Annotated in this window: 16 protein-coding genes; 12 read left to right on the top strand and 4 right to left on the bottom strand. The window is 70.9% G+C overall.

The genetic code is table 11. The features are described from left to right. Positions 1-8 precede the first annotated feature (8 nt). The 8 genes from QM779_RS10875 (at position 9) to QM779_RS10840 (ending at position 5,913) form a co-directional block, all read left to right on the top strand. Positions 9-500 (top strand): BMC domain-containing protein, encoded by a 492-nt coding sequence (locus QM779_RS10875; RefSeq protein ID WP_428535060.1) that lies wholly within the window; start codon positions 9-11, stop codon positions 498-500. An 81-nt stretch (positions 501-581) separates the two neighbouring features. Next, positions 582-860, top strand: coding sequence for a BMC domain-containing protein (locus tag QM779_RS10870; protein ID WP_415154646.1), 279 nt, complete (start codon positions 582-584; stop codon positions 858-860). A 1-nt stretch (position 861) separates the two neighbouring features. Beyond that, positions 862-1,488 (top strand): phosphate propanoyltransferase, encoded by a 627-nt coding sequence (gene pduL / locus QM779_RS10865; RefSeq protein ID WP_428535058.1) that lies wholly within the window; start codon positions 862-864, stop codon positions 1,486-1,488. Continuing rightward, positions 1,485-2,390 carry an ethanolamine utilization protein EutJ gene (eutJ, locus tag QM779_RS10860; protein ID WP_428535056.1) on the top strand — a complete coding sequence of 302 codons (906 nt, stop codon included), beginning with the start codon at positions 1,485-1,487 and terminating at the stop codon, positions 2,388-2,390. The genes pduL and eutJ overlap by 4 nt, the downstream gene beginning before the upstream one ends. After that, entirely contained in the window at positions 2,387-3,244 is an 858-nt protein-coding gene (locus tag QM779_RS10855) for a flavoprotein (RefSeq protein WP_428535054.1), read from the top strand. Before eutJ ends, QM779_RS10855 begins: the two co-directional genes overlap by 4 nt. A gap of 1 nt (position 3,245) precedes the next feature. After that, positions 3,246-3,512: a EutN/CcmL family microcompartment protein gene (locus QM779_RS10850; protein ID WP_428535052.1), complete on the top strand. Its 267-nt coding sequence runs from the start codon at positions 3,246-3,248 to the stop codon at positions 3,510-3,512. 2 nt (positions 3,513-3,514) lie between these two features. After that, positions 3,515-4,516 carry a cob(I)yrinic acid a,c-diamide adenosyltransferase gene (locus QM779_RS10845; protein ID WP_428535050.1) on the top strand — a complete coding sequence of 334 codons (1,002 nt, stop codon included), beginning with the start codon at positions 3,515-3,517 and terminating at the stop codon, positions 4,514-4,516. After that, positions 4,513-5,913, top strand: coding sequence for an aldehyde dehydrogenase family protein (locus QM779_RS10840; RefSeq protein WP_428535048.1), 1,401 nt, complete (start codon positions 4,513-4,515; stop codon positions 5,911-5,913). The genes QM779_RS10845 and QM779_RS10840 overlap by 4 nt, the downstream gene beginning before the upstream one ends. Before the next feature lie 114 nt (positions 5,914-6,027). Here QM779_RS10840 and QM779_RS10835 read toward each other — a convergent pair whose 3' ends face one another. Together QM779_RS10835 and QM779_RS10830 are read right to left on the bottom strand one after the other, a co-directional pair. Next, positions 6,028-6,540 (bottom strand): tyrosine-type recombinase/integrase, encoded by a 513-nt coding sequence (locus QM779_RS10835; RefSeq protein WP_428535046.1) that lies wholly within the window; start codon positions 6,538-6,540, stop codon positions 6,028-6,030. Positions 6,541-6,753: 213 nt separating this feature from the next. Then, a complete protein-coding gene (locus QM779_RS10830) occupies positions 6,754-7,281 on the bottom strand; it encodes a type II toxin-antitoxin system PemK/MazF family toxin (protein WP_428535044.1) in 528 nt (175 codons plus the stop codon). 79 nt (positions 7,282-7,360) lie between these two features. Between QM779_RS10830 and glgX the strand changes: the two genes are divergently transcribed. Beyond that, positions 7,361-9,571: a glycogen debranching protein GlgX gene (gene glgX / locus QM779_RS10825; protein ID WP_428535042.1), complete on the top strand. Its 2,211-nt coding sequence runs from the start codon at positions 7,361-7,363 to the stop codon at positions 9,569-9,571. 52 nt (positions 9,572-9,623) lie between these two features. Then, the gene (treY, locus tag QM779_RS10820) at positions 9,624-13,754 is read left to right on the top strand and encodes a malto-oligosyltrehalose synthase (RefSeq protein ID WP_428535040.1); all 4,131 of its coding nucleotides are present in this window, start codon (positions 9,624-9,626) and stop codon (positions 13,752-13,754) included. A gap of 419 nt (positions 13,755-14,173) precedes the next feature. Here treY and QM779_RS10815 read toward each other — a convergent pair whose 3' ends face one another. Beyond that, complete coding sequence (locus tag QM779_RS10815) at positions 14,174-14,827, bottom strand: hypothetical protein (protein ID WP_428535038.1); 654 nt, start codon at positions 14,825-14,827, stop codon at positions 14,174-14,176. Positions 14,828-14,867: 40 nt separating this feature from the next. Beyond that, a complete protein-coding gene (locus tag QM779_RS10810; RefSeq protein ID WP_428535036.1) occupies positions 14,868-15,467 on the bottom strand; it encodes a TetR family transcriptional regulator in 600 nt (199 codons plus the stop codon). On the opposite strand from QM779_RS10810, the gene QM779_RS10805 reads away from it, so the two are divergent. Beyond that, entirely contained in the window at positions 15,460-16,155 is a 696-nt protein-coding gene (locus tag QM779_RS10805; RefSeq protein ID WP_428535034.1) for an HAD family hydrolase, read from the top strand. The genes QM779_RS10810 and QM779_RS10805 overlap by 8 nt on opposite strands. A gap of 114 nt (positions 16,156-16,269) precedes the next feature. Beyond that, on the top strand, positions 16,270-17,511 hold the full coding sequence (locus QM779_RS10800) for an RCC1 domain-containing protein (protein WP_428535032.1): 1,242 nt from the start codon (positions 16,270-16,272) through the stop codon (positions 17,509-17,511). Positions 17,512-17,904 lie beyond the last annotated feature (393 nt).

The raw sequence follows: 17,904 nt of genomic DNA, 5'->3' as shown, positions 1-17,904 counted from the left end.
CGCAAGCCATGCCCAACCTGAGCCTCGGCACCATCGAGGTGCTCGGCCTCCCCGCAGCCGTGGAGGCCGCCGACGTCGCGCTGAAGACCGCGGACGTGAAGCTGATCGGCTACGAGACCACCGACGGGATGGGGATGGTCGCGGTCAAGATCGAGGGGCAGGTCTCGGCGGTGCAGTCCGCGGTGGCCGCGGCCCGCGCGGCCGCGTCCCGGATCACGAAGGTGTTCGCCACCTCGGTGATCCCCCGTCCCAGCGACCAGCTGGAGCCGATCGTGCTGACCGACCTCACCGTCGGGCTGGAGGTCGCACCCGCGGTCGCCGCAGTCCCGGAACCGGAACCGGTACCCGAGCCGGAGTCGGAGCCGACGCCCACCCCGGAACCGGCGCCCGAGCCGGAACCCACGCCCGAGCCCGAACCGCCGGCGCCGGTGAAGGCGGCCGCCGAGGCGCCCGCCCCGGCGAAGCGCACCCGGTCGCGCAAGCCGACCACCACCTCGTAGTCCGAGCGAACCAACGGCCCCTCGCGCTCGGAGCTCCCGGCACCAGCCGGACGGAGGGACCACGAGAGGAAAGGAAGTGAGATGGGCGAAGCACTCGGTCTCGTCGAGACCAAGGGTTACGTCGGCGCCGTCGAAGCGGCGGACGCCATGGTGAAGGCGGCGAACGTCGTCCTGATCGGCTACCAGAAGGTCGGCGCCGGCCTGGTCACCGTGCTCGTGCGCGGCGACGTGGGCGCGGTGAAGGCCGCCGTCGACGCCGGGGCCGTGGCCGCGGCGAACGTCGGCGAGGAAGTCGTCAGCAAGCACGTCATCCCCAGGCCGCACGCGGACGTCGAGCAGTTGCTGCCCAAGAAGGCCTGACATGAAGGACACCCGTCAACTCGTCGAGGAGGTGACCCGCATGGTGATCGGCGAACTCCAGCTGCGCATCGTCGTGGGTGTGTCGAACCGCCACGCGCACCTCTCCCGGGAGGACCTGGCGACGCTGTTCGGCCTCGACGAGTTGACGGTGTACCGACGGGTCCGCCAGCCGAGCGACTTCGCCGCGGAGCAGACGGTCTCGATCGCGGGACCCAGGGGCGCGTTCCCCAAGCTGCGGCTGATGGGCCCGTGCCGCCCGAAGACGCAGGTCGAGCTGAGCCGCACCGACTGCATCGCGCTCGGCATCGACGCCCCGATCACCCAGTCAGGGCACCTCGACGACGCGGGCCCGATCGACATCGAGGGTCCCCGGGGGACGATCCACGTCGAGCACGGGGTGATGGTCGCAGCCCGGCACATCCACATGGGCCCGAGCCACGCGAAGGCGTGGGGGTTGGCCGACCAGGACCTCGTCCAGGTGCAGTTCGGGGGCGAGCGCGGCGGCGTGCTGGACAACCTGATCATCCGGATCAAGGACGACTGGGTGCCCGAGATCCACCTCGACACCGACGAGGCGAACGCGCTCGGCCTCCGCGACGGGGAGTACGGGAAGCTCATCCTCCCGTGACCGCAACCATGGCACCCGACACCCGTGACCTCCGCACGCCGGAGGCGGCGATCCGCCGCTTCGCCCACCTGGTGCGCACCGGCGAGGTCGACACGCCCGCCGGAGAGCCGCGGCTCGGCATCGACCTGGGCACGGCGAACATCGTCGTCTCCGTCGTCGACGCCCTCGACCGGCCCGTGGCCGGTGGCTGGCTGCACTCCACGGTCGTGCGCGACGGTGTCGTGGTCGACTGGGCCGGTGCCACGTCGGCCGTCCGCCGGCTCACCGCGGACGTGGAGGCGCGCCTCGGACACCGCTTCACGTCCGCGTCCGTGTCGATCCCGCCGGGCATCAGCGAGGGCGACGTCCGCGTCTTCCGCAACGTCGCCGGGGCCGCGGGCCTCGACGTCGCGGAGGTGGTGGACGAGCCGGTCGCGGCCGCGAGGGCCCTGGGCATCACCGACGGCTGTGTGATCGACATCGGCCACGGCACGACCGGCGTCTCGATCCTGGCCGGCGGCGAGGTCCTCCTGAGCGTGGACGAGGCGACCGGCGGCCACCACATGACCCTCGTCCTCGCCGGCGCCTACGGGATCGGCTACGACGAGGCAGAGGCGATGAAGAAGGACCCCGCCCGCCGCGACGACGTGGTCGGCGTGATCCGGCCCACGCTGGAGAAGATGGCGACGATCGCGCAGGCCGCGCTCCGCGACCACGACGTGCCGATGGTCCACCTGGTCGGCGGCTCCAGCTCCTTCCCGAACGCCCCGGACGTCTTCGCCGCGCGGCTGGGCCGCCCGGTCGTGCGTCCGGCAGAGCCCCTGTTCGTCACCCCGCTCGGCATCCCCTTCTCTCCCCGCTTCCCTCCCCCTGTCATCCCGGGCGTGACCCGGGATCCCCTCCAGCCGGAGGACAACCGATGACCGAGGCGGACCTGAAGCTGCTGGTGCAGGCGAGCGTCCTCGAGGCGATGGCGCCTCGGCCGCGACGCGCGCTGGTGCTGTTCACCGGCGGACTGCTGGGGTTCGAGGACGCCGTCGAGAGCCTGCGCCGGCTCGCTGCCACCGGGGTCAGCCTCGACTACGTGCAGACGCCGAGCGCGGAGAACGTGCTCGACCAGGCGCTGATCGCGGGCCTGGGCATGCAGGAGGTCTCGCGGCGGATGGTCGCGGAGCACGACATGCTGATCGCGCCGACCCTGACCGCGAACATCGCGGGCAAGGTCGCCCACGGCATCGCCGACTGCAAGGCGAGCAACCTGTTCAGCGAGTTCATCATGGCCAACAAGCTCGTGGTGGCCTCGCGGACGGCGATCTGCCCGGACGGCGCGGCCAAGCAGTCGTGGTTCCCCGACATGCCGTCCGGCTACGCCGACCTGCTGCGGGCCAACCTGCGCGCGCTCGCGTCCTTCGGCGTCCGGCTGCCCGAGGCGCGGTTCCTGTGCCGGACGACGCTGGCCGCCTGGGAGCGCAGGGACGGTGCGCGCAGGGCGCCGTTCACCGCGGCCTTCGGGACGTCGGTCTCCGGCCTCGCCCGCGAGATCGCCCGCACGCTGGTCGAAGCGGACGGCCCCCGCGAACCGCAGCCGGTCGACAGCGACCGTCCCCGGCGACCGGGAACGGCGGTCGTCGCCTGCGCGCAGACGCTGGTCAGCCAGCAGGTCGTGCAGCAGCTGCCGAGAGGCATCGAGTTGAGGGTCGCGAGCAGGGCCCTGGTGACCGCGGCGGCGCGTGATGCGGCCGCGGCACGTTCCATCCGGATCTCACGGGAGGTGTGACATGTTCCTGGCCAAGGTGCGCGGCACGGTCGTCTCGACCAGCAAGGACGAGCGGCTCGTCGGGTTCAAGCTGCTGCTGATCCACCGGATCGGCATCGACGACGAGTACATCGGGATGCCGCAGGTGGCCGTCGACACCGTCGGCGCGGGCGTCGGCGAACTGGTGATCGTCACCGGCGGCAGTTCCGCCCGCGTGGCCGCGCGTCCGGACTCGCCGATCGACGCGACGATCGTCGGCATCGTCGACACCGTGGAGATCGGGTCCTGACCGTGCCGAACGTCTACACGCGCACCGGCGACGCCGGCACCACGGGCCTGTTCGGCGGCTCGCGCGTGCCCAAACAGGACGTCGGCGTGGAGGCGTACGGCACGGTCGACGAGGCGAACGCCGCCATCGGCGAGGCCAAGGCGCTGGCCACGGACTCGTCGGTGAAGGCGACGTTGCACGGTATCCAGCAGCGGCTGTTCGTGCTGGCGGCGGAGCTCGCCAGCGACGCGAAGGGCCGCGCGATCCTCGACAACACGATCTCGGCCACCGACATCGCCGACCTCGAGTCGCTGATCGACATGTGTCTGGAGGTCACCGGGCCGCAGCGCAACTTCGTCGTCCCCGGACGCGACGTCCCGTCCGCCGCCCTGCACAGGGCCCGGACGGTCACCCGCCGCGCCGAGCGTCGCGTCCTCACCATGGCGGAGACCCGCGAGGTGCGTCCCGAGGTCGTGAAGTACCTCAACCGGCTCTCCGACACCCTCTACGCCCTCGCTCGGCTCACCGAGCACCAGCACGACCTGGTGGTGATCGAGGGGATCGTCCGCGCCGCCGTCACCAGGGCCCTCGGCGGGACGCCGGGCGTCGCGGCCTACGACCTCGCCACCCTCAAGCGGATGGCCGACGCCGCCGAGGCCAGGGCCCTCGAACTCGGCGTGCCCATCGTCTTCGTAGGGGTGGACGCCGGCGGCAACCTGCTGCTGCTCCACCGGATGGCCGATTCATTGCTCGGCAGCATCGACATCGCCGTCAACAAGGCGTACACCGCTGCGGCCTTCAAGCTCCCGACCGCAGCGCTGCACGACGCGTCCGCGCCGTCGGGCGAGCTGCACGGCATCCAGAACTCCAACGCCGGCCGGGTGGTGGTCTTCGGGGGCGGCCTGCCCGTCTTCACCGACGGCCGCATCGCCGGCGGCATCGGCGTCTCGGGCGGCACCGTCGCCGAGGATGTCGCCATCGTCACCCATGCCCTCTCGATCGCTCAGGAGGCGAGCCAGCCATGACCACCCTCAACCCGGAAGTCGTCCGCAAGGTCGTCGCGGAAGTCGTCCGCGAGGTCGCCGCACGGAGTGGGACGCCGACCACGGGCGACGGCATCTTCCCCGACATGGACTCGGCGATCGTCGCCGCGGACACGGCCTGGCGCGCCTACCTGGACTGCTCGATGAAGGACAGGGCCCGGTTCGTCCGGGTGATCCGGGACGTGGCGCTGCAGCCCGAGCACCTGGAGTACATGGCCCGGTGCGCGGTCGAGGAGACCGGCATGGGCAACGTCGCGGACAAGATCGCCAAGAACCGGGCCGCCGCGGAACTCACCCCCGGCACCGAGGACCTCGTCACCGAGGCCTGGTCGGGCGACGACGGGCTGACCACGATCGAGATCTCGCCGTTCGGGGTGATCGGCGCGATCACGCCCACCACCAACCCCACCGAGACCATCATCAACAACGCCATCGGCATGCTGGCGGCGGGGAACGCCGTGGTGTTCAGCCCCCACCCGCGCGCCACGAAGCTCAGCCACTGGCTCATCCGCACGCTCAACCGGGCGCTCGTGGCTGCGGGGGCGCCGCCGAACCTGATCGTGACGGTGAGCGAGCCGTCCATCGAGAACACCAACGCGATGATGCAGCACAAGCTGGTCCGGCTGCTCGTCGCGACGGGCGGGCCCGGCATCGTGAAGGCGGTGCTGTCCAGCGGCAAGAAGGCGATTGGTGCGGGGGCGGGCAACCCGCCGGCGCTGGTGGACGCGTCCGCGAACATCGAGAAGGCGGCGAAGGACATCGTCGACGGAGCCAGCTTCGACAACAACCTGCCCTGCACGGCAGAGAAGGAGGTGATCGCTGTCGATTCGATCACCGACCTGCTGAAGTTCGAGATGCTCAGGAACGGCGCCTACGAGCTTCGCGATCCCGCCCAGGTCGCCCGGCTGGTCGACCTCGTGGTGGACGGCAGGCACGCGGTCACCGACTGGGTCGGCAAGGACGCGAGTGTGATCCTCGCCGCGCTCGGGATCGAGCCACCGCCCGGCGTCCGGCTGATCATCGCCGAGGTGCCCTTCGACCACCCGTTCGTTCGGGTCGAGCTGATGATGCCGGTGCTGGGGATCGTGCGGGCAAAGGACCTCGACGCGGCGATGGACATGGCGGTGATCGCCGAGCACGGCAACCGCCACACCGCGATCATGCACTCGTCCGACGTGAACGCCCTGACCCGGATGGCCAAGCGCATCCAGACCACGATCTTCGTGAAGAACGGCCCCTCCTACGCCGGCATCGGCATCGGGGGAGAGGGCTACTGCACCTTCACGATCGCCGGTCCGACCGGCGAGGGCCTCACCTCTGCGCGCAGCTTCGCCCGCCGCCGCCGCTGCGTCCTGGTGGGCGGCCTGAACGTCCGCTGAGCCCGCGGGGGCACTGCTCCCCCCGGCGGGCGGACGGGACGGGCCCGTCCCCGGCCACCGGATCGGTTCCGGGGCGGCGGGCCGGGTTCGTCCCGTCCGGAGCGGCAGCCCCGATCAGCGGCCGCCCATCCACTCACGCACCGCCTCCGGGCAGGCGCCCTCGCCGAGCCACAGGTGGGCGGCGGTGTGGCGCAGGTCGACCAGGCGGCGACCGCGTCCCGTGCGGTCCCAGTGCAGGCGGTCGAGGACGGCCCTGCGGGTGAGCGGATCGCCGGTGCTGGTGGTGAAGAGCAGTTCCTCGCCGTCCCTGCCGGCCAGCAGCCGTTCCATGATCGGCCGGATTCGGGCCACGACGGGGACGCAGCGCTCACGCGTCCCCTCGACGCGGAGGCGCTCGGGGTGTGCGTTGGCCACGGTGAGCGAGCGGGCCTCGTCCCAGCGCAGGCCGGTCCGGGCGAGCACCAGCACCACGTCGGCCAGCAGCGGGGAGTAGCCCGACCATTCGCTCCAGGCGGCCTCCAGTTCCGCGGCGGAGAACGGCTGCACGCACGCGGCCAGCACAGGCGTCGGGCGGAGGGGAGCGGGCAGGTGGAGGGGCGTCTGGTCGAGCCAGCCGGGAACACTCATCGTTCGTCATCCTTGCTGCGGCACGGATGACGGGTTCACCGCCTCCCGTGCGTGCGCGACAGCGGGTCAGGGCCGACCGCCGGGCAGAGCATTCCGACTCGCCGTCCAGGACGGCTCACGGCTGCGCGTCAGTGCCGGTCTCTCACCGGCTTCCCTCCGCGGGGCGGGTACTACGAGCCTCAGGCTACTCCGATGCCGGCCCGGCCGACAGGTTCACCAGTGGCTCCGGACGGCGGCCGCCACGCCGTCGAACACGGCGGGCCTGACCCTGGCCGCGATCCGCCGGACGCGGGCGGGGTCCACCCGGATGATGCGGTTCACGCGCACCTCGCTCTCGCGTCCCTGCGCGTCCCACGAACCCGAGCCGATGTCGAACCAGTACCGGCCCTCGCCGGCCTCCTGGCCCGCGTCCCTGTCGTGGTCCTTGCTGGTCATCGGCAGCGCGAGCAGCCACGGCCCGTCCCTGCCGATCACGAGCACGGGCCGGTCCTTGCCCTGGCTGTGGTCCTCCTCGAACGGCACCCAGGTCCACACGACCTCGCCCGGGTCGGCGGTGTTCCCGGGGTGGGGGTCGTAGTTCAACGCGGTACGTCCGGTGAAGTCACCCGGGTAGTCCGAACCGTCCACGGCGGGGGTTTCGACTCCCGTGGTACGGGTACTCCGGGTGCGCCGGGAGGGCGGCGTCGGACGGGGCTGGAGGGCGTCGAGGACGGCGCGTCCGATCCTGGTGAAGAACGTCACGCCGCACACGCTACGACACCCACGGCCCCTCACCGACGCTCGTGCGGGCTACTCTGGCGAGGCGAGGAGGAGGAGACACATGCAGGTCTGGCCGGGATCGCCGTACCCCCTGGGTGCGACCTACGACGGACGGGGCACGAACTTCGCCCTCTACAGCGGGGTGGCCGAGCGCGTGGAGCTGTGCCTGTTCGACGAGGTGCACACCGAGACGCGCGTCGAGCTGACCGAGGTCGACGCGCACGTGTGGCACTGCTACCTCCCGCAGGTGGACCCCGGGCAGCGCTACGGGTACCGCGTCCACGGTCCGTGGGACCCGGCGAGCGGCTTGCGCTGCAACCCCGCCAAGCTGCTGCTCGACCCCTACGCGAAGGCGACCGAGGGCGAGATCGCCTGGGACCAGTCACTGTTCGGCTACAACTTCGGCGACGAGAACTCGCGCAACGACGACGACTCCGCGGGGCGGATGATGCGCTCGGTCGTGATCAACCCGTTCTTCGACTGGACGGGCGACCGCAGGCTGCGCATCCCCTACAACGAGTCCCTCATCTACGAGGCCCACGTGAAGGGGCTGACCGAGCTGCACCCCGGTGTCCCCGAGGCGCTGCGGGGCACGTACGCGGGCCTCGCCCACCCTTCCGTGGTCAAGCACCTGCAGGGTCTCGGGGTGACCGCGGTCGAGCTGATGCCGGTGCACCAGTTCATCCACGACCAGCACCTGGTCGACGCCGGGCTGCGCAACTACTGGGGCTACAACACGATCGGCTTCTTCGCCCCGCACGCCGACTACGCGTTCGTGAAGGACGCCGGTGGCCAGGTGCAGGAGTTCAAGGCGATGGTGAAGGCCCTGCACGCCGCGGGCATCGAGGTGATCCTCGACGTCGTCTACAACCACACCGCCGAGGGCAACCAGCTCGGTCCGACGCTCAGCTTCAAGGGCATCGACAATCCGTCCTACTACCGGCTGGTGGACGACCAGGCGCAGTACTACATGGACTACACCGGCACGGGGAACTCGCTCAACGTCGGCAACCCGCACAGCCTGCAGCTGATCATGGACTCGCTGCGCTACTGGGTGCTGGACATGCACGTCGACGGGTTCCGCTTCGACCTCGCCGCAGCGCTGGCCCGCGAGTTCTACGACGTGAACCGGCTGGCCGCCTTCTTCGAGCTCGTCCAGCAGGACCCGGTGATCTCGCAGGTGAAGCTGATCGCCGAGCCGTGGGACGTCGGCCCGGGTGGCTACCAGGTCGGCAACTTCCCGCCGCAGTGGAGCGAGTGGAACGGCAAGTTCCGCGACGCCGTCCGCGACTTCTGGCGGGGCGAGCCCAACCTCGGCGAGTTCGCCGCCCGGCTGTCGGGTTCGGCGGACCTGTACGAGCACTCGGGACGCCGCCCGGTCGCGAGCATCAACTTCGTCACCGCGCACGACGGGTTCACGCTGCGCGACCTGGTCTCCTACAACGACAAGCACAACGAGGCCAACGGCGAGGACAACCGCGACGGCGAGAGCTTCAACCGCTCGTGGAACCACGGTGCGGAGGGGCCGACCGACGACCCGGAGATCCTGGCCGCCCGGGCCAGGGAGCAGCGCAACCTCCTGGTCACGCTGCTGCTCAGCCAGGGCGTCCCGATGATCCTGCACGGCGACGAGCTGGGCCGCACGCAGGACGGTGACAACAACACCTATGCGCAGGACTCGGAGCTGTCCTGGGTGCACTGGGACGCGGTGGACGCCCCGCTGATCGAGTTCACCGCGACCGTGGCGAAGCTGAGGGCCGACCACCCGACGTTCCGCCGCAAGCGCTTCTTCACCGGCACCGCCGTGCGGGTGGGCGACGAGCAGCGGCTGAACGACATCGTCTGGCTGCACCCCGACGGCCGTCCGATGGAGGACGGCGACTGGCACGCCGACGGCGCGGTCGCGCTCGGCATGTACCTGAACGGCCACGGGATCGCCGGCGTCGACGCGACCGGCAACCGGATCGTCGACGTGCACGCGCTGCTGTACTTCAACGGGGGCACGGACGCCGTGCAGGTGACGCTGCCGTCGGAGGAGTACTGCGCGGCCTGGGACGTGAAGGTGGACACCGCGGCCGACGACAGCCCGTCCGAGCCGCTCCCCGCAGGTTCGACCAGGGAGCTGGCCGGCCACAGTGTGCTGGTGCTGATGCAGCACACCGGGGTGACCCCGGAGCCGCAGCTCTCCGCGGCCGCGTCCGTCGCCGCGATGACCGCAGCCAAGCCGGAGCCCGACCCCGTCGACCCCGCCCCGGACCAGCCGACCCCCTGACACCGGCGGGACTCCGGGTCGGGTCGCGCGGTCTTGGGTATCGTCAGGATCGATGCGTACCCCCACGAGCACGTACCGGCTGCAGATCACAGAGGAGTTCGACCTCGTCGCAGCCGCCAAGACGCTGGCCTACCTCCACGAGCTCGGGGTCGACTGGGTGTACCTCTCGCCGCTGCTGGCGTCCGAGTCCGGCAGCGAGCACGGCTACGACGTCTCCGACCACCGGGCGATCGACCCGTCCCGCGGACGCGCGTCCGGGCTGGCCGCGCTGGCCACCGAAGCCCGTCGCCTCGGGATGGGTGTCCTCGTCGACATCGTCCCCAACCACGTCGGCGTCGCCCGGCCGTGGGAGAACGAGTGGTGGTGGCACGTCCTCACCCATGGCAAGGACTCGCCGTACGCGTCCGCCTTTGACATCGACTGGGCGGCGGGCGGCGGACGGCTGCGCATCCCGGTCGTGGGGGACGACGACCTCCTCCCCGATGGACGCATCGCGAACCTCCAGGTGCTCGGCGGCGAGCTGCACTACCACGACCAGCGGTTCCCGCTCGCGCCGGACACCGCGCGCGGGGGCGACGAGGACCCGAACCTGGTGCACGCCCGTCAGCACTACGAGCTGGTCGGCTGGCGCGAGGCCGACCAGACGCTGAACTACCGGCGCTTCTTCGCGATCAACACCCTCGTGGCGATCCGCGTCGAGGATCCCGAGTGGTTCGCGAAGTCCCACGCCGAGATCCGGCGCTGGTTCGACGAGGGCCTGGTGGACGGGCTGCGCGTCGACCACCCCGACGGCCTCCGGGACCCCGGCAAGTACCTCGACGACCTCGCCACGCTCACCGGCGGCGCACCGGTCTGGGTGGAGAAGATCCTCTCGATCAAGGGGGACGGCCCGCAGGCCGACCTCGAGGAGCTCCCGTCCACGTGGGCCACGGTCGGCACCACCGGCTACGACTCAATGGCGCTGGTCGACCGCGTCCTCGTCGACCCGGCAGGGGAGGCGAGGCTCACCGAACTGGAGGACCGGCTGCGCGGCCGCCGCGTCGAATGGGACCGGCTCGTCCACGACGGCAAGCTGGCGGTCGCCGAGGGCATCCTCAACTCGGAGGTGCGCAGGATCGCCCGCGAGGTGATGGCCGGCCTGGACGCCGCGGACGAGCCCGACTTCGAGAAGCTCGTCGACGCGATCGCAGAGGTGCTGGCCGACTTCGAGGTGTACCGCTCCTACCTCCCCGAGGGCCGCGAGCACCTCGACAGGGCCTTCGGCTTCGCGTGGGAGCACCGTCCCGACCTGGGTGGGCTCCTCGACGCGCTCTACGGGGTGCTCGCCGACGGTGCGTCCGCCCCCGCGCAGCGGTTCCAGCAGACGTCCGGCATGGTGATGGCGAAGGGCGTCGAGGACGGCGCCTTCTACCGGTGGGCGCGCCTGACCTCGCTGAACGAGGTGGGTGGCGACCCCAGCCTGTTCAGTGTCGACGTGGACGAGTTCCACGAGCAGATGCTGACCCGCCAGCTCGAGTGGCCGCTCGCCATGAACGCCGGCACCACCCACGACACCAAGCGCGGCGAGGGCGTCCGCGCCCGGATCAGTGTGCTGTCCGAGGTGCCGGAGCTGTGGGCGGACGCGCTGGCGGAGCTGTTCGCGCTCGTCCCCGTGCCGGACGCGGGGTTCGGCAACCTGCTGTGGCAGGCGATCGTCGGCGTGTGGCCGGCCAGTCGCGAGCGCCTGCACGCGTACGCGGAGAAGGCGATGCGGGAGGCAGGCGAGCACACGACCTGGACCGCGCCGGACGCCGGCTACGAGGGCGCGATCCAGGCCTGCGTGGACGCGGCCTACGACGACCCGGCCGTCGTCGCCGTCCTGCAGCGGGTGCTGGACGCGGTCGTCGCGCCCGGGCGCAGCAACTCCCTCGCCGCGAAGCTGCTCGACCTGACCCTGCCGGGGATCCCCGACGTGTACCAGGGCAGCGAGCTGTGGGAGCTCAACCTGGTCGACCCTGACAACCGGGCGCCGGTCGACTTCGCCCAGCGGGCCGAGCTCCTCGCGCGGGTGCGGACGGGCGTGCGTCCGGCGCTGAGCGGTGATGTGGACGACGCGGGCGAGGCCAAGCTGCTGCTCACCCACCAGGCGTTGCGGCTGCGCCGCGACCACCCCGAGCTGTTCACCGGGTACACCGCCGTCGACGCGAACGGGCCCGCGTCCGGCCATCTCATCGGCTACGACCGGGGTGGCGCGATCGCGCTGGCCACGCGGCTCCCGGTCGGGCTGCAGGCGGCCGGCGGTTGGCGGGGAACGTGGATCCAGCTGCCGGAGGGCCGGTGGCGCGACGTCGTGTCCGGACGCAGGGTGAACGGCGACGAACGCGGTGCCGTCCTGCTGGCCGACGTGTTCGCCGAGTACCCGGTGGCGCTGCTGGTCCGGGAGGAGAGGCGCGCCGGTGAACGCGGCCGCTTCGACGTGTGGGCGCCGCTGCCCGAACGTGTCCGGCTCCAGGTGGGGGACCGCACCGTCCGGATGGTGAAGGCGCCGGACGGGTGGTGGACGCCGGACGAGCCCGAGCCGCTCGGCCGGGTGGACTACGGCTACCTCGTCGACGACAACCCGAGCCCCTTGCCCGACCCGCGCAGCCGCTGGCAGCCGTTCGGCGTCCACGGACTCTCGCGCACGTTCGATCCGTTCGGGTTCACCTGGCACGACCAGGAATGGACGGGACGCGCGCTCGCCGGCTCGGTGGTCTACGAGCTGCACGTGGGGACGTTCACGCCCGAGGGGACGCTCGACGCGGCGATCGCCCGGCTGCCCGAGCTCAAGGACCTCGGCGTCGACTTCGTCGAGTTGATGCCGGTGAACGCCTTCAACGGCGACCGCGGCTGGGGCTACGACGGCGTCGCGTGGTTCAGCGTCCACGAGGCCTACGGGGGTCCGGACGCGTACCGGCGGCTCGTCGACGCCTGCCACCGGCACGGCCTGGCCGTCGTGCAGGACGTGGTCTACAACCACCTCGGCCCGAGCGGGAACTACCTGCCGGCGTTCGGGCCGTACCTGCTGCACGGCGAGGAGAGCGGCTGGGGGACGCGGATCAACTTCGACGGCCCGGGGTCGGAGCAGGTGCGGGCGCTGCTGGCGGAGAACCTGCGGCACTGGTTCGTTGACATGCACGTGGACGCGCTGCGCCTGGACGCGGTGCACGCGATGGTCGACTCGTCGCCGACGCACATCCTCGAGGAGCTGGGGCTGGTCGCGTCGGACCTGGCCGCGCACCTGCGGCGTCCGCTGACACTGATCGCGGAGTCCGACCAGAACAACCCGCGGCTGGTGGCGCCCCGCGAGGCGGGCGGCTACGGGGTGGACGCGCAGTGGAGCGACGACTTCCACCACGCGTTGCACGTGGCCCTCACCGGGGAGACCGACGGCTACTACGCGGACTTCGCGTCCGTGACCGCGCTGGCGAAGGTGTGCGAGGGCGGCTTCTTCCACGACGGGACGTGGTCGAGCTTCCGCGGGCGCGACCACGGTGCACCGCTGCCGTCGGTGACGCCAGGGTGGCGGCTGGTGGTCTGCGCGAGCGACCACGACCAGGTCGGGAATCGTGCGCGCGGGGACCGTCCGGCGGAGAAGCTGGATGACGACCAGCTGGCGTGCGCGGCGCTGGTGACGCTGACCGCCCCGTTCACCCCGATGCTGTTCATGGGGGAGGAGTGGGCGGCGAGCACCCCGTTCCCGTTCTTCTCCGGGCATCCGGAGGAGGAGTTGGCGTCCGCGGTCACGGAGGGCAGGGTCGCCGAGTTCGCCCGGATGGCGTGGGACACCGACGCCGTCCCCGACCCCCAGGACCCGGCGACGTTCCTCTCGGCGAAGCTGGACTGGTCGGAGCGCGGTGAGGGACGGCACCGCGTGGTGCTGGACGCGTACCGGGAGCTGATCGCGCTGCGCCGCACCTACGCGGAGTTGACCAACCCGGAGCTGTCCCGCACGAGCTGCGAGGTGGACGCGGAGGCGCGCTGGTTCCTGATGCGCCGCGCGGGCCTCGCCGTGGTGGTGAACTTCGGGGACGAGGAGGCCGTCGTCGAGCTCGGCGGACGCCACCAGCTCCGCTGGACCACCCCGTCCGGCGCTCGTCTGGCCGGCTCGTCGGTCGCGCTCCCGCCCCACGCCGGCGCCCTGCTGCTGCCGCTGGAGCCCTGACCGCGACGGTGGCACGCCGGGATGCCATCTCACTGTCATCCCGGGCCTGACCCGGGGTCTGGTGGTCCCGTCCACGTCAAGGTGGACGGTTGTGTGGTGAGTTCGCGATTTTCCGTCCACTTTGTTGTGGACGCGATTGGCGCCCGCGTCAAGGTGGACGGTTGTGCGGTGAGTTCGCCGCGGGATCGTCCTCTTTGTGGGGGAGGAGATCCCGGCTTTCGCCGGGATGACGGGTCACTGTCATCCCGGGCTTGACCCGGGATCTGGTGGTCCCGTCCACGTCAAGGTGGACCGTTGTGTGGCGAGTTCGCGATTTTCCGTCCACCTTGTCGTGGACCTGGGCGCCGTCCTCCTCAAGGTGGACCGTTGTGCGGCGTAGTCGCGATTTTCCGTCCACCTTGTGGTGGACGCAACCCGGATCAGTCGCGGCGGTAGCGGGGGAGCGGGCCGTAGTAGACGTTCGTCGTGGGCGGCGCGAAGTGCTGTTCGGGGTGGCGCCGGGCCCACCAGGCAACGAAGTAGCGGGCGGTCGGCGGCGTCCACAGCAGGACGGCGGCGGCGGCCGTCCACAGGATCGTCGGCCACGCATACACGTTCAGGGTGAGGGCGCCGAAGCTCAGGGCCGCACCGACGAGCGCCGAGATCCGCGTCCATCGGTAACCGGTCCACGCGTAGTACCCGGTGATCGCCACCGGCACCGCGATCAGGAGGGTGATCACCGTCACGGCCACCGCCAGCAGCACCCGTCCCAGCGACCCCGGCTCGGTGACGAACTGCCCCATCAACCAGGACGCGTCCGCGAAACCCTCCTTAGGCACGGCGCTCCAGTACACCCACAGCAGGGCGCCGACAACGTTCGCGACCCCCACGTAGCACAGGGCGCTGGCCACGCGCACCGTCCACGGGATTCGCGGCTCACCCGTCCGCGGGTCGTCCGGGACACCGATCACCGGGGCGGACAGAGCGGCGAGCGTCCCGATCGGCTCCCCGGCGTCCGGGCGCTGCGGAGCGACGATGGTTCCGACGGACTCTCCCGCCCCGGCGCCCTGCGGTGCGACGTCCTGCTCGCTCACTGCCACCTCCTGGTCGGGGGCCCAGCCTACGTCAGCGCCTTCACGCATCGACGAGGCAGGCCTGCATCGCCCTTCCCAGCGAGGTGACGAGGACGGGGTTGCGCGCCTTCACCAGCGCGGGCAGCTCGAGGATGTTGCGCGCCAGCGCCAGCCCGAGGATCTGGCTCATCCCGATCTGCGCGCGCAGGCGGGCGTCGGGGTGACCGAGGTGTTCGGCGACCTTGGCCAGCACCTCCCTGACCAGGAACTCCGAGAGCGGCCGACGGGCGTTGGGGTCGGTCACCGCGGCGCGCAGCATGGCGGTGAACCGCTCGCTCGCGCCCGGCCGGTCCCACGTGTCGAGGAAGGCGGCGATCGTGCGCTCCCCGATGCCCTCCGCCGGCCCGTCGAGGATCCTGCGGACCACCTCGTCGGCGTCCATCGGCTGGTCGAGCACCGACCGCGAGAAGAGGTCGGCCTTGTTCTCGAAATAGTGGTGGATCAGCGCGGGGTCGACGTCGGCCGCGCGCGCGATCGCCCGGAGCGAGACCTTCTCGTACCCCATCTCGGAGAAGAGCGTGAGGGCCGCGGCCTGGATGGCGGCCCTGGTGTCCGTCCGGCCGGGACGCCGTCCCCGCGGTCGGGGCGCCTGGGTGGTCACCTGCGGTCCCTCCTCTGGCCGGGTCGTATCCTCTTGTGACGTGTGTGTACCTCGGTGGCCCTGTGTCGTCTTCGACCTCGACGGGACCGTGGTGAACACTATCCCGCTCATTATCGCGTCCTACCGGCATGCGATGGACACCGTCTTGGGCGAAACGCCGACGGATGACGAGGCTCGTGGATGGATCGGTCAGACGCTGTACGACACCTTCCACCGACTTCACCCCTCCCACGCGCAGGAACTCATCGACACCTACATCGCCTGGAACCTCGAGCACCTTCCCGAGCTGATCGAGCAGTTCCCCGGCATCCCCGGGATGCTGGACGGCCTGGCCGCGGCGGGAGTGCTCACGGGCGTCGCCACGTCCAAGCGGCGGACGTCGGCGGAGGTGTCGCTGCAGCACGCCGACCTGGCCGGGCGGTTGCCGGTGACGGTGGCGATGGACGACACCGCGGTGCACAAACCCCACCCCGAGCCCCTGCTGCTCGCCGTGGCCCGGCTCGGTGGGCGACCGGGGGATTCGGCCTACGTCGGGGACGCGGTCGTCGACATCCTTGCGGCGAAGGCTGCGGGGATGGCGTCCATCGCGGTGTCGTGGGGCGCCGCCGACCGGGACGCACTGGCCGCTGCACAACCGGACTACCTGGTCGACACGGTCGCCGACCTCCAGGGCGTGCTGCTGCCCTGATCCGCCCTGTTCCCCCGGGGACAGACGTGCGCAGGATTACTACCGATCAGGGGTCGGTCCCGGTGCTCCCATGGAGGAACCACCAGCCGTTGGTGGAACCGAAAGGGGTCTGACATGGCAAGTCGTTCCACGCGCCTGCTCGCGTGTCTGGTCGTGGTGGTGGGCGCAGCGCTCGCGACACCCGAGATGGCGTCCGCCGCGGGCGTCCCGGCACCCGTCCCGGGTCCGAAGATCACGGTGAAGAAGTCCGAGGTGGCCAAGACGGACGCGGACGTGTCCATCGCCGCCACTACGAGGAAGGCCTCCACGGTGTCCGCAGGATGGCTCCACACCTGCGCTGTGACGTCGAAGGCCGCGGCGATCTGTTGGGGCTACAACGGCTACGGCGAACTCGGTGACAACACGGCGACCAGTTCTGCAGCACCCGTGGCTGTGTACGGCCTCGATCACGGTGTGAAGAGCGTCACCGGTGGCTTCTACCACTCGTGTGCGCTGACCACTGCGGGCAAGGTGTGGTGCTGGGGCTACAACGGCTACGGCGCGCTGGGTGACGGCACCACGACGACCTCGCTGAAGCCGGTGCAGGTCGCCGGCATCGGCAAGGCCAAGGCGGTCTCGGCGGGCTACCTCCACACGTGTGCGCTGACCACGAAGGGCAAGGTGTGGTGCTGGGGCTACAACGCGTACGGCCAGCTGGGCGACAACACGACCACGTCGTCGACCACCCCCGTACAGGTGTATGGGCTCAGCAAGGTGAGCTCGATCAGCACCGGCTACGAGCATTCCTGCGCCCTCACGTCGAAGGGCAAGGCGTACTGCTGGGGCTACAACGCGTACGGCCAACTCGGCGACAACACCGCGACCAACTCCCCGAAGCCGGTGACGGTGTACGGCATGACCAGCGGGGTGAAGGCTCTCTCCGCCGGCATCTTCACCACCTGCGGGGTGACCTCGAAGGGCGCGGCCAAGTGCTGGGGCTACAACGACTACGGGCAACTCGGCAACAACACCACGACCACTTCACTCAAGCCCGTCCAGGTGACGGGCCTGACCAAGAAGGTCGCCTCGGTGAAGCCGTCGTACACCCACACCTGTGCGGTGACGAAGGCCGGCAAGGTGAAGTGCTGGGGTTACAACGGCTACGGCGAGCTCGGCGACAACACGACCACCAATTCCTTGGTTCCCGTGTCCGTCTACAACCTCGACAAGGCGTCCAAGGTGACCCTCGGCAGCAACCACTCCTGCGCCCTGACCGCGAAGAAGGCCGTCAAGTGCTGGGGCTACAACTTCTACGGGCAGCTCGGCGACAACACCACGACCACCTCCCTGCACCCGGTGAAGGTGTACGGGTTCTGAGAAGGAACGGAGTCGGTTGGGCACCCACGTCTCCCACCCGTCCTCCCGGGAAACACCGGGGAGCCCCAGGCCGCATCGCCAGCTGGGGATCCCGGCGTCCACCGGGATGCGGGGGGATCGGGTGCCCACCGGTGCAGTGCGCCCGGCAGGGTTCGGCCCCGCAGGGGGCGCCGCCGCTCCGAGGCGCTCGGATTTGCTCACTCGACAGCGTGGATGCCCTCTGACGGGCGTCACACGACGATCGAGTGCGCAGATCCGAGCGCGTTGCGTTATCCACAGCCCGGTTGGCCGGCGCCGAGCCTGTGGACGGGTGAGCGCTCGCCGTCACGGCTGCCGAGGATGTCGGGCGTGCATCCCACGATCGAGGCGGTTCTGGCGGACCAGGGCGTGATC

The organism is Propionicimonas sp., assembly GCF_049840635.1.
GTDB lineage: Bacteria > Actinomycetota > Actinomycetes > Propionibacteriales > Propionibacteriaceae > Propionicimonas.
The sequence above is the reverse complement of the archived record's forward strand: the minus strand, read 5'-3'. Positions and strand labels throughout refer to the sequence as shown.

What these genes read in the sequence shown, in the direction of transcription:
- QM779_RS10875 (WP_428535060.1), top strand. Translation starts at nt 9, where the DNA reads ATGCCCAACCTGAGCCTCGGCACCATCGAGGTGCTCGGCCTCCCCGCA.
- QM779_RS10870 (WP_415154646.1), top strand. Translation starts at nt 582, where the DNA reads ATGGGCGAAGCACTCGGTCTCGTCGAGACCAAGGGTTACGTCGGCGCC.
- pduL (WP_428535058.1), top strand. Translation starts at nt 862, where the DNA reads ATGAAGGACACCCGTCAACTCGTCGAGGAGGTGACCCGCATGGTGATC.
- QM779_RS10855 (WP_428535054.1), top strand. Translation starts at nt 2,387, where the DNA reads ATGACCGAGGCGGACCTGAAGCTGCTGGTGCAGGCGAGCGTCCTCGAG.
- QM779_RS10850 (WP_428535052.1), top strand. Translation starts at nt 3,246, where the DNA reads ATGTTCCTGGCCAAGGTGCGCGGCACGGTCGTCTCGACCAGCAAGGAC.
- QM779_RS10840 (WP_428535048.1), top strand. Translation starts at nt 4,513, where the DNA reads ATGACCACCCTCAACCCGGAAGTCGTCCGCAAGGTCGTCGCGGAAGTC.
- QM779_RS10835 (WP_428535046.1), bottom strand. Translation starts at nt 6,540, where the DNA reads ATGAGTGTTCCCGGCTGGCTCGACCAGACGCCCCTCCACCTGCCCGCT.
- glgX (WP_428535042.1), top strand. Translation starts at nt 7,361, where the DNA reads ATGCAGGTCTGGCCGGGATCGCCGTACCCCCTGGGTGCGACCTACGAC.
- treY (WP_428535040.1), top strand. Translation starts at nt 9,624, where the DNA reads ATGCGTACCCCCACGAGCACGTACCGGCTGCAGATCACAGAGGAGTTC.
- QM779_RS10800 (WP_428535032.1), top strand. Translation starts at nt 16,270, where the DNA reads ATGGCAAGTCGTTCCACGCGCCTGCTCGCGTGTCTGGTCGTGGTGGTG.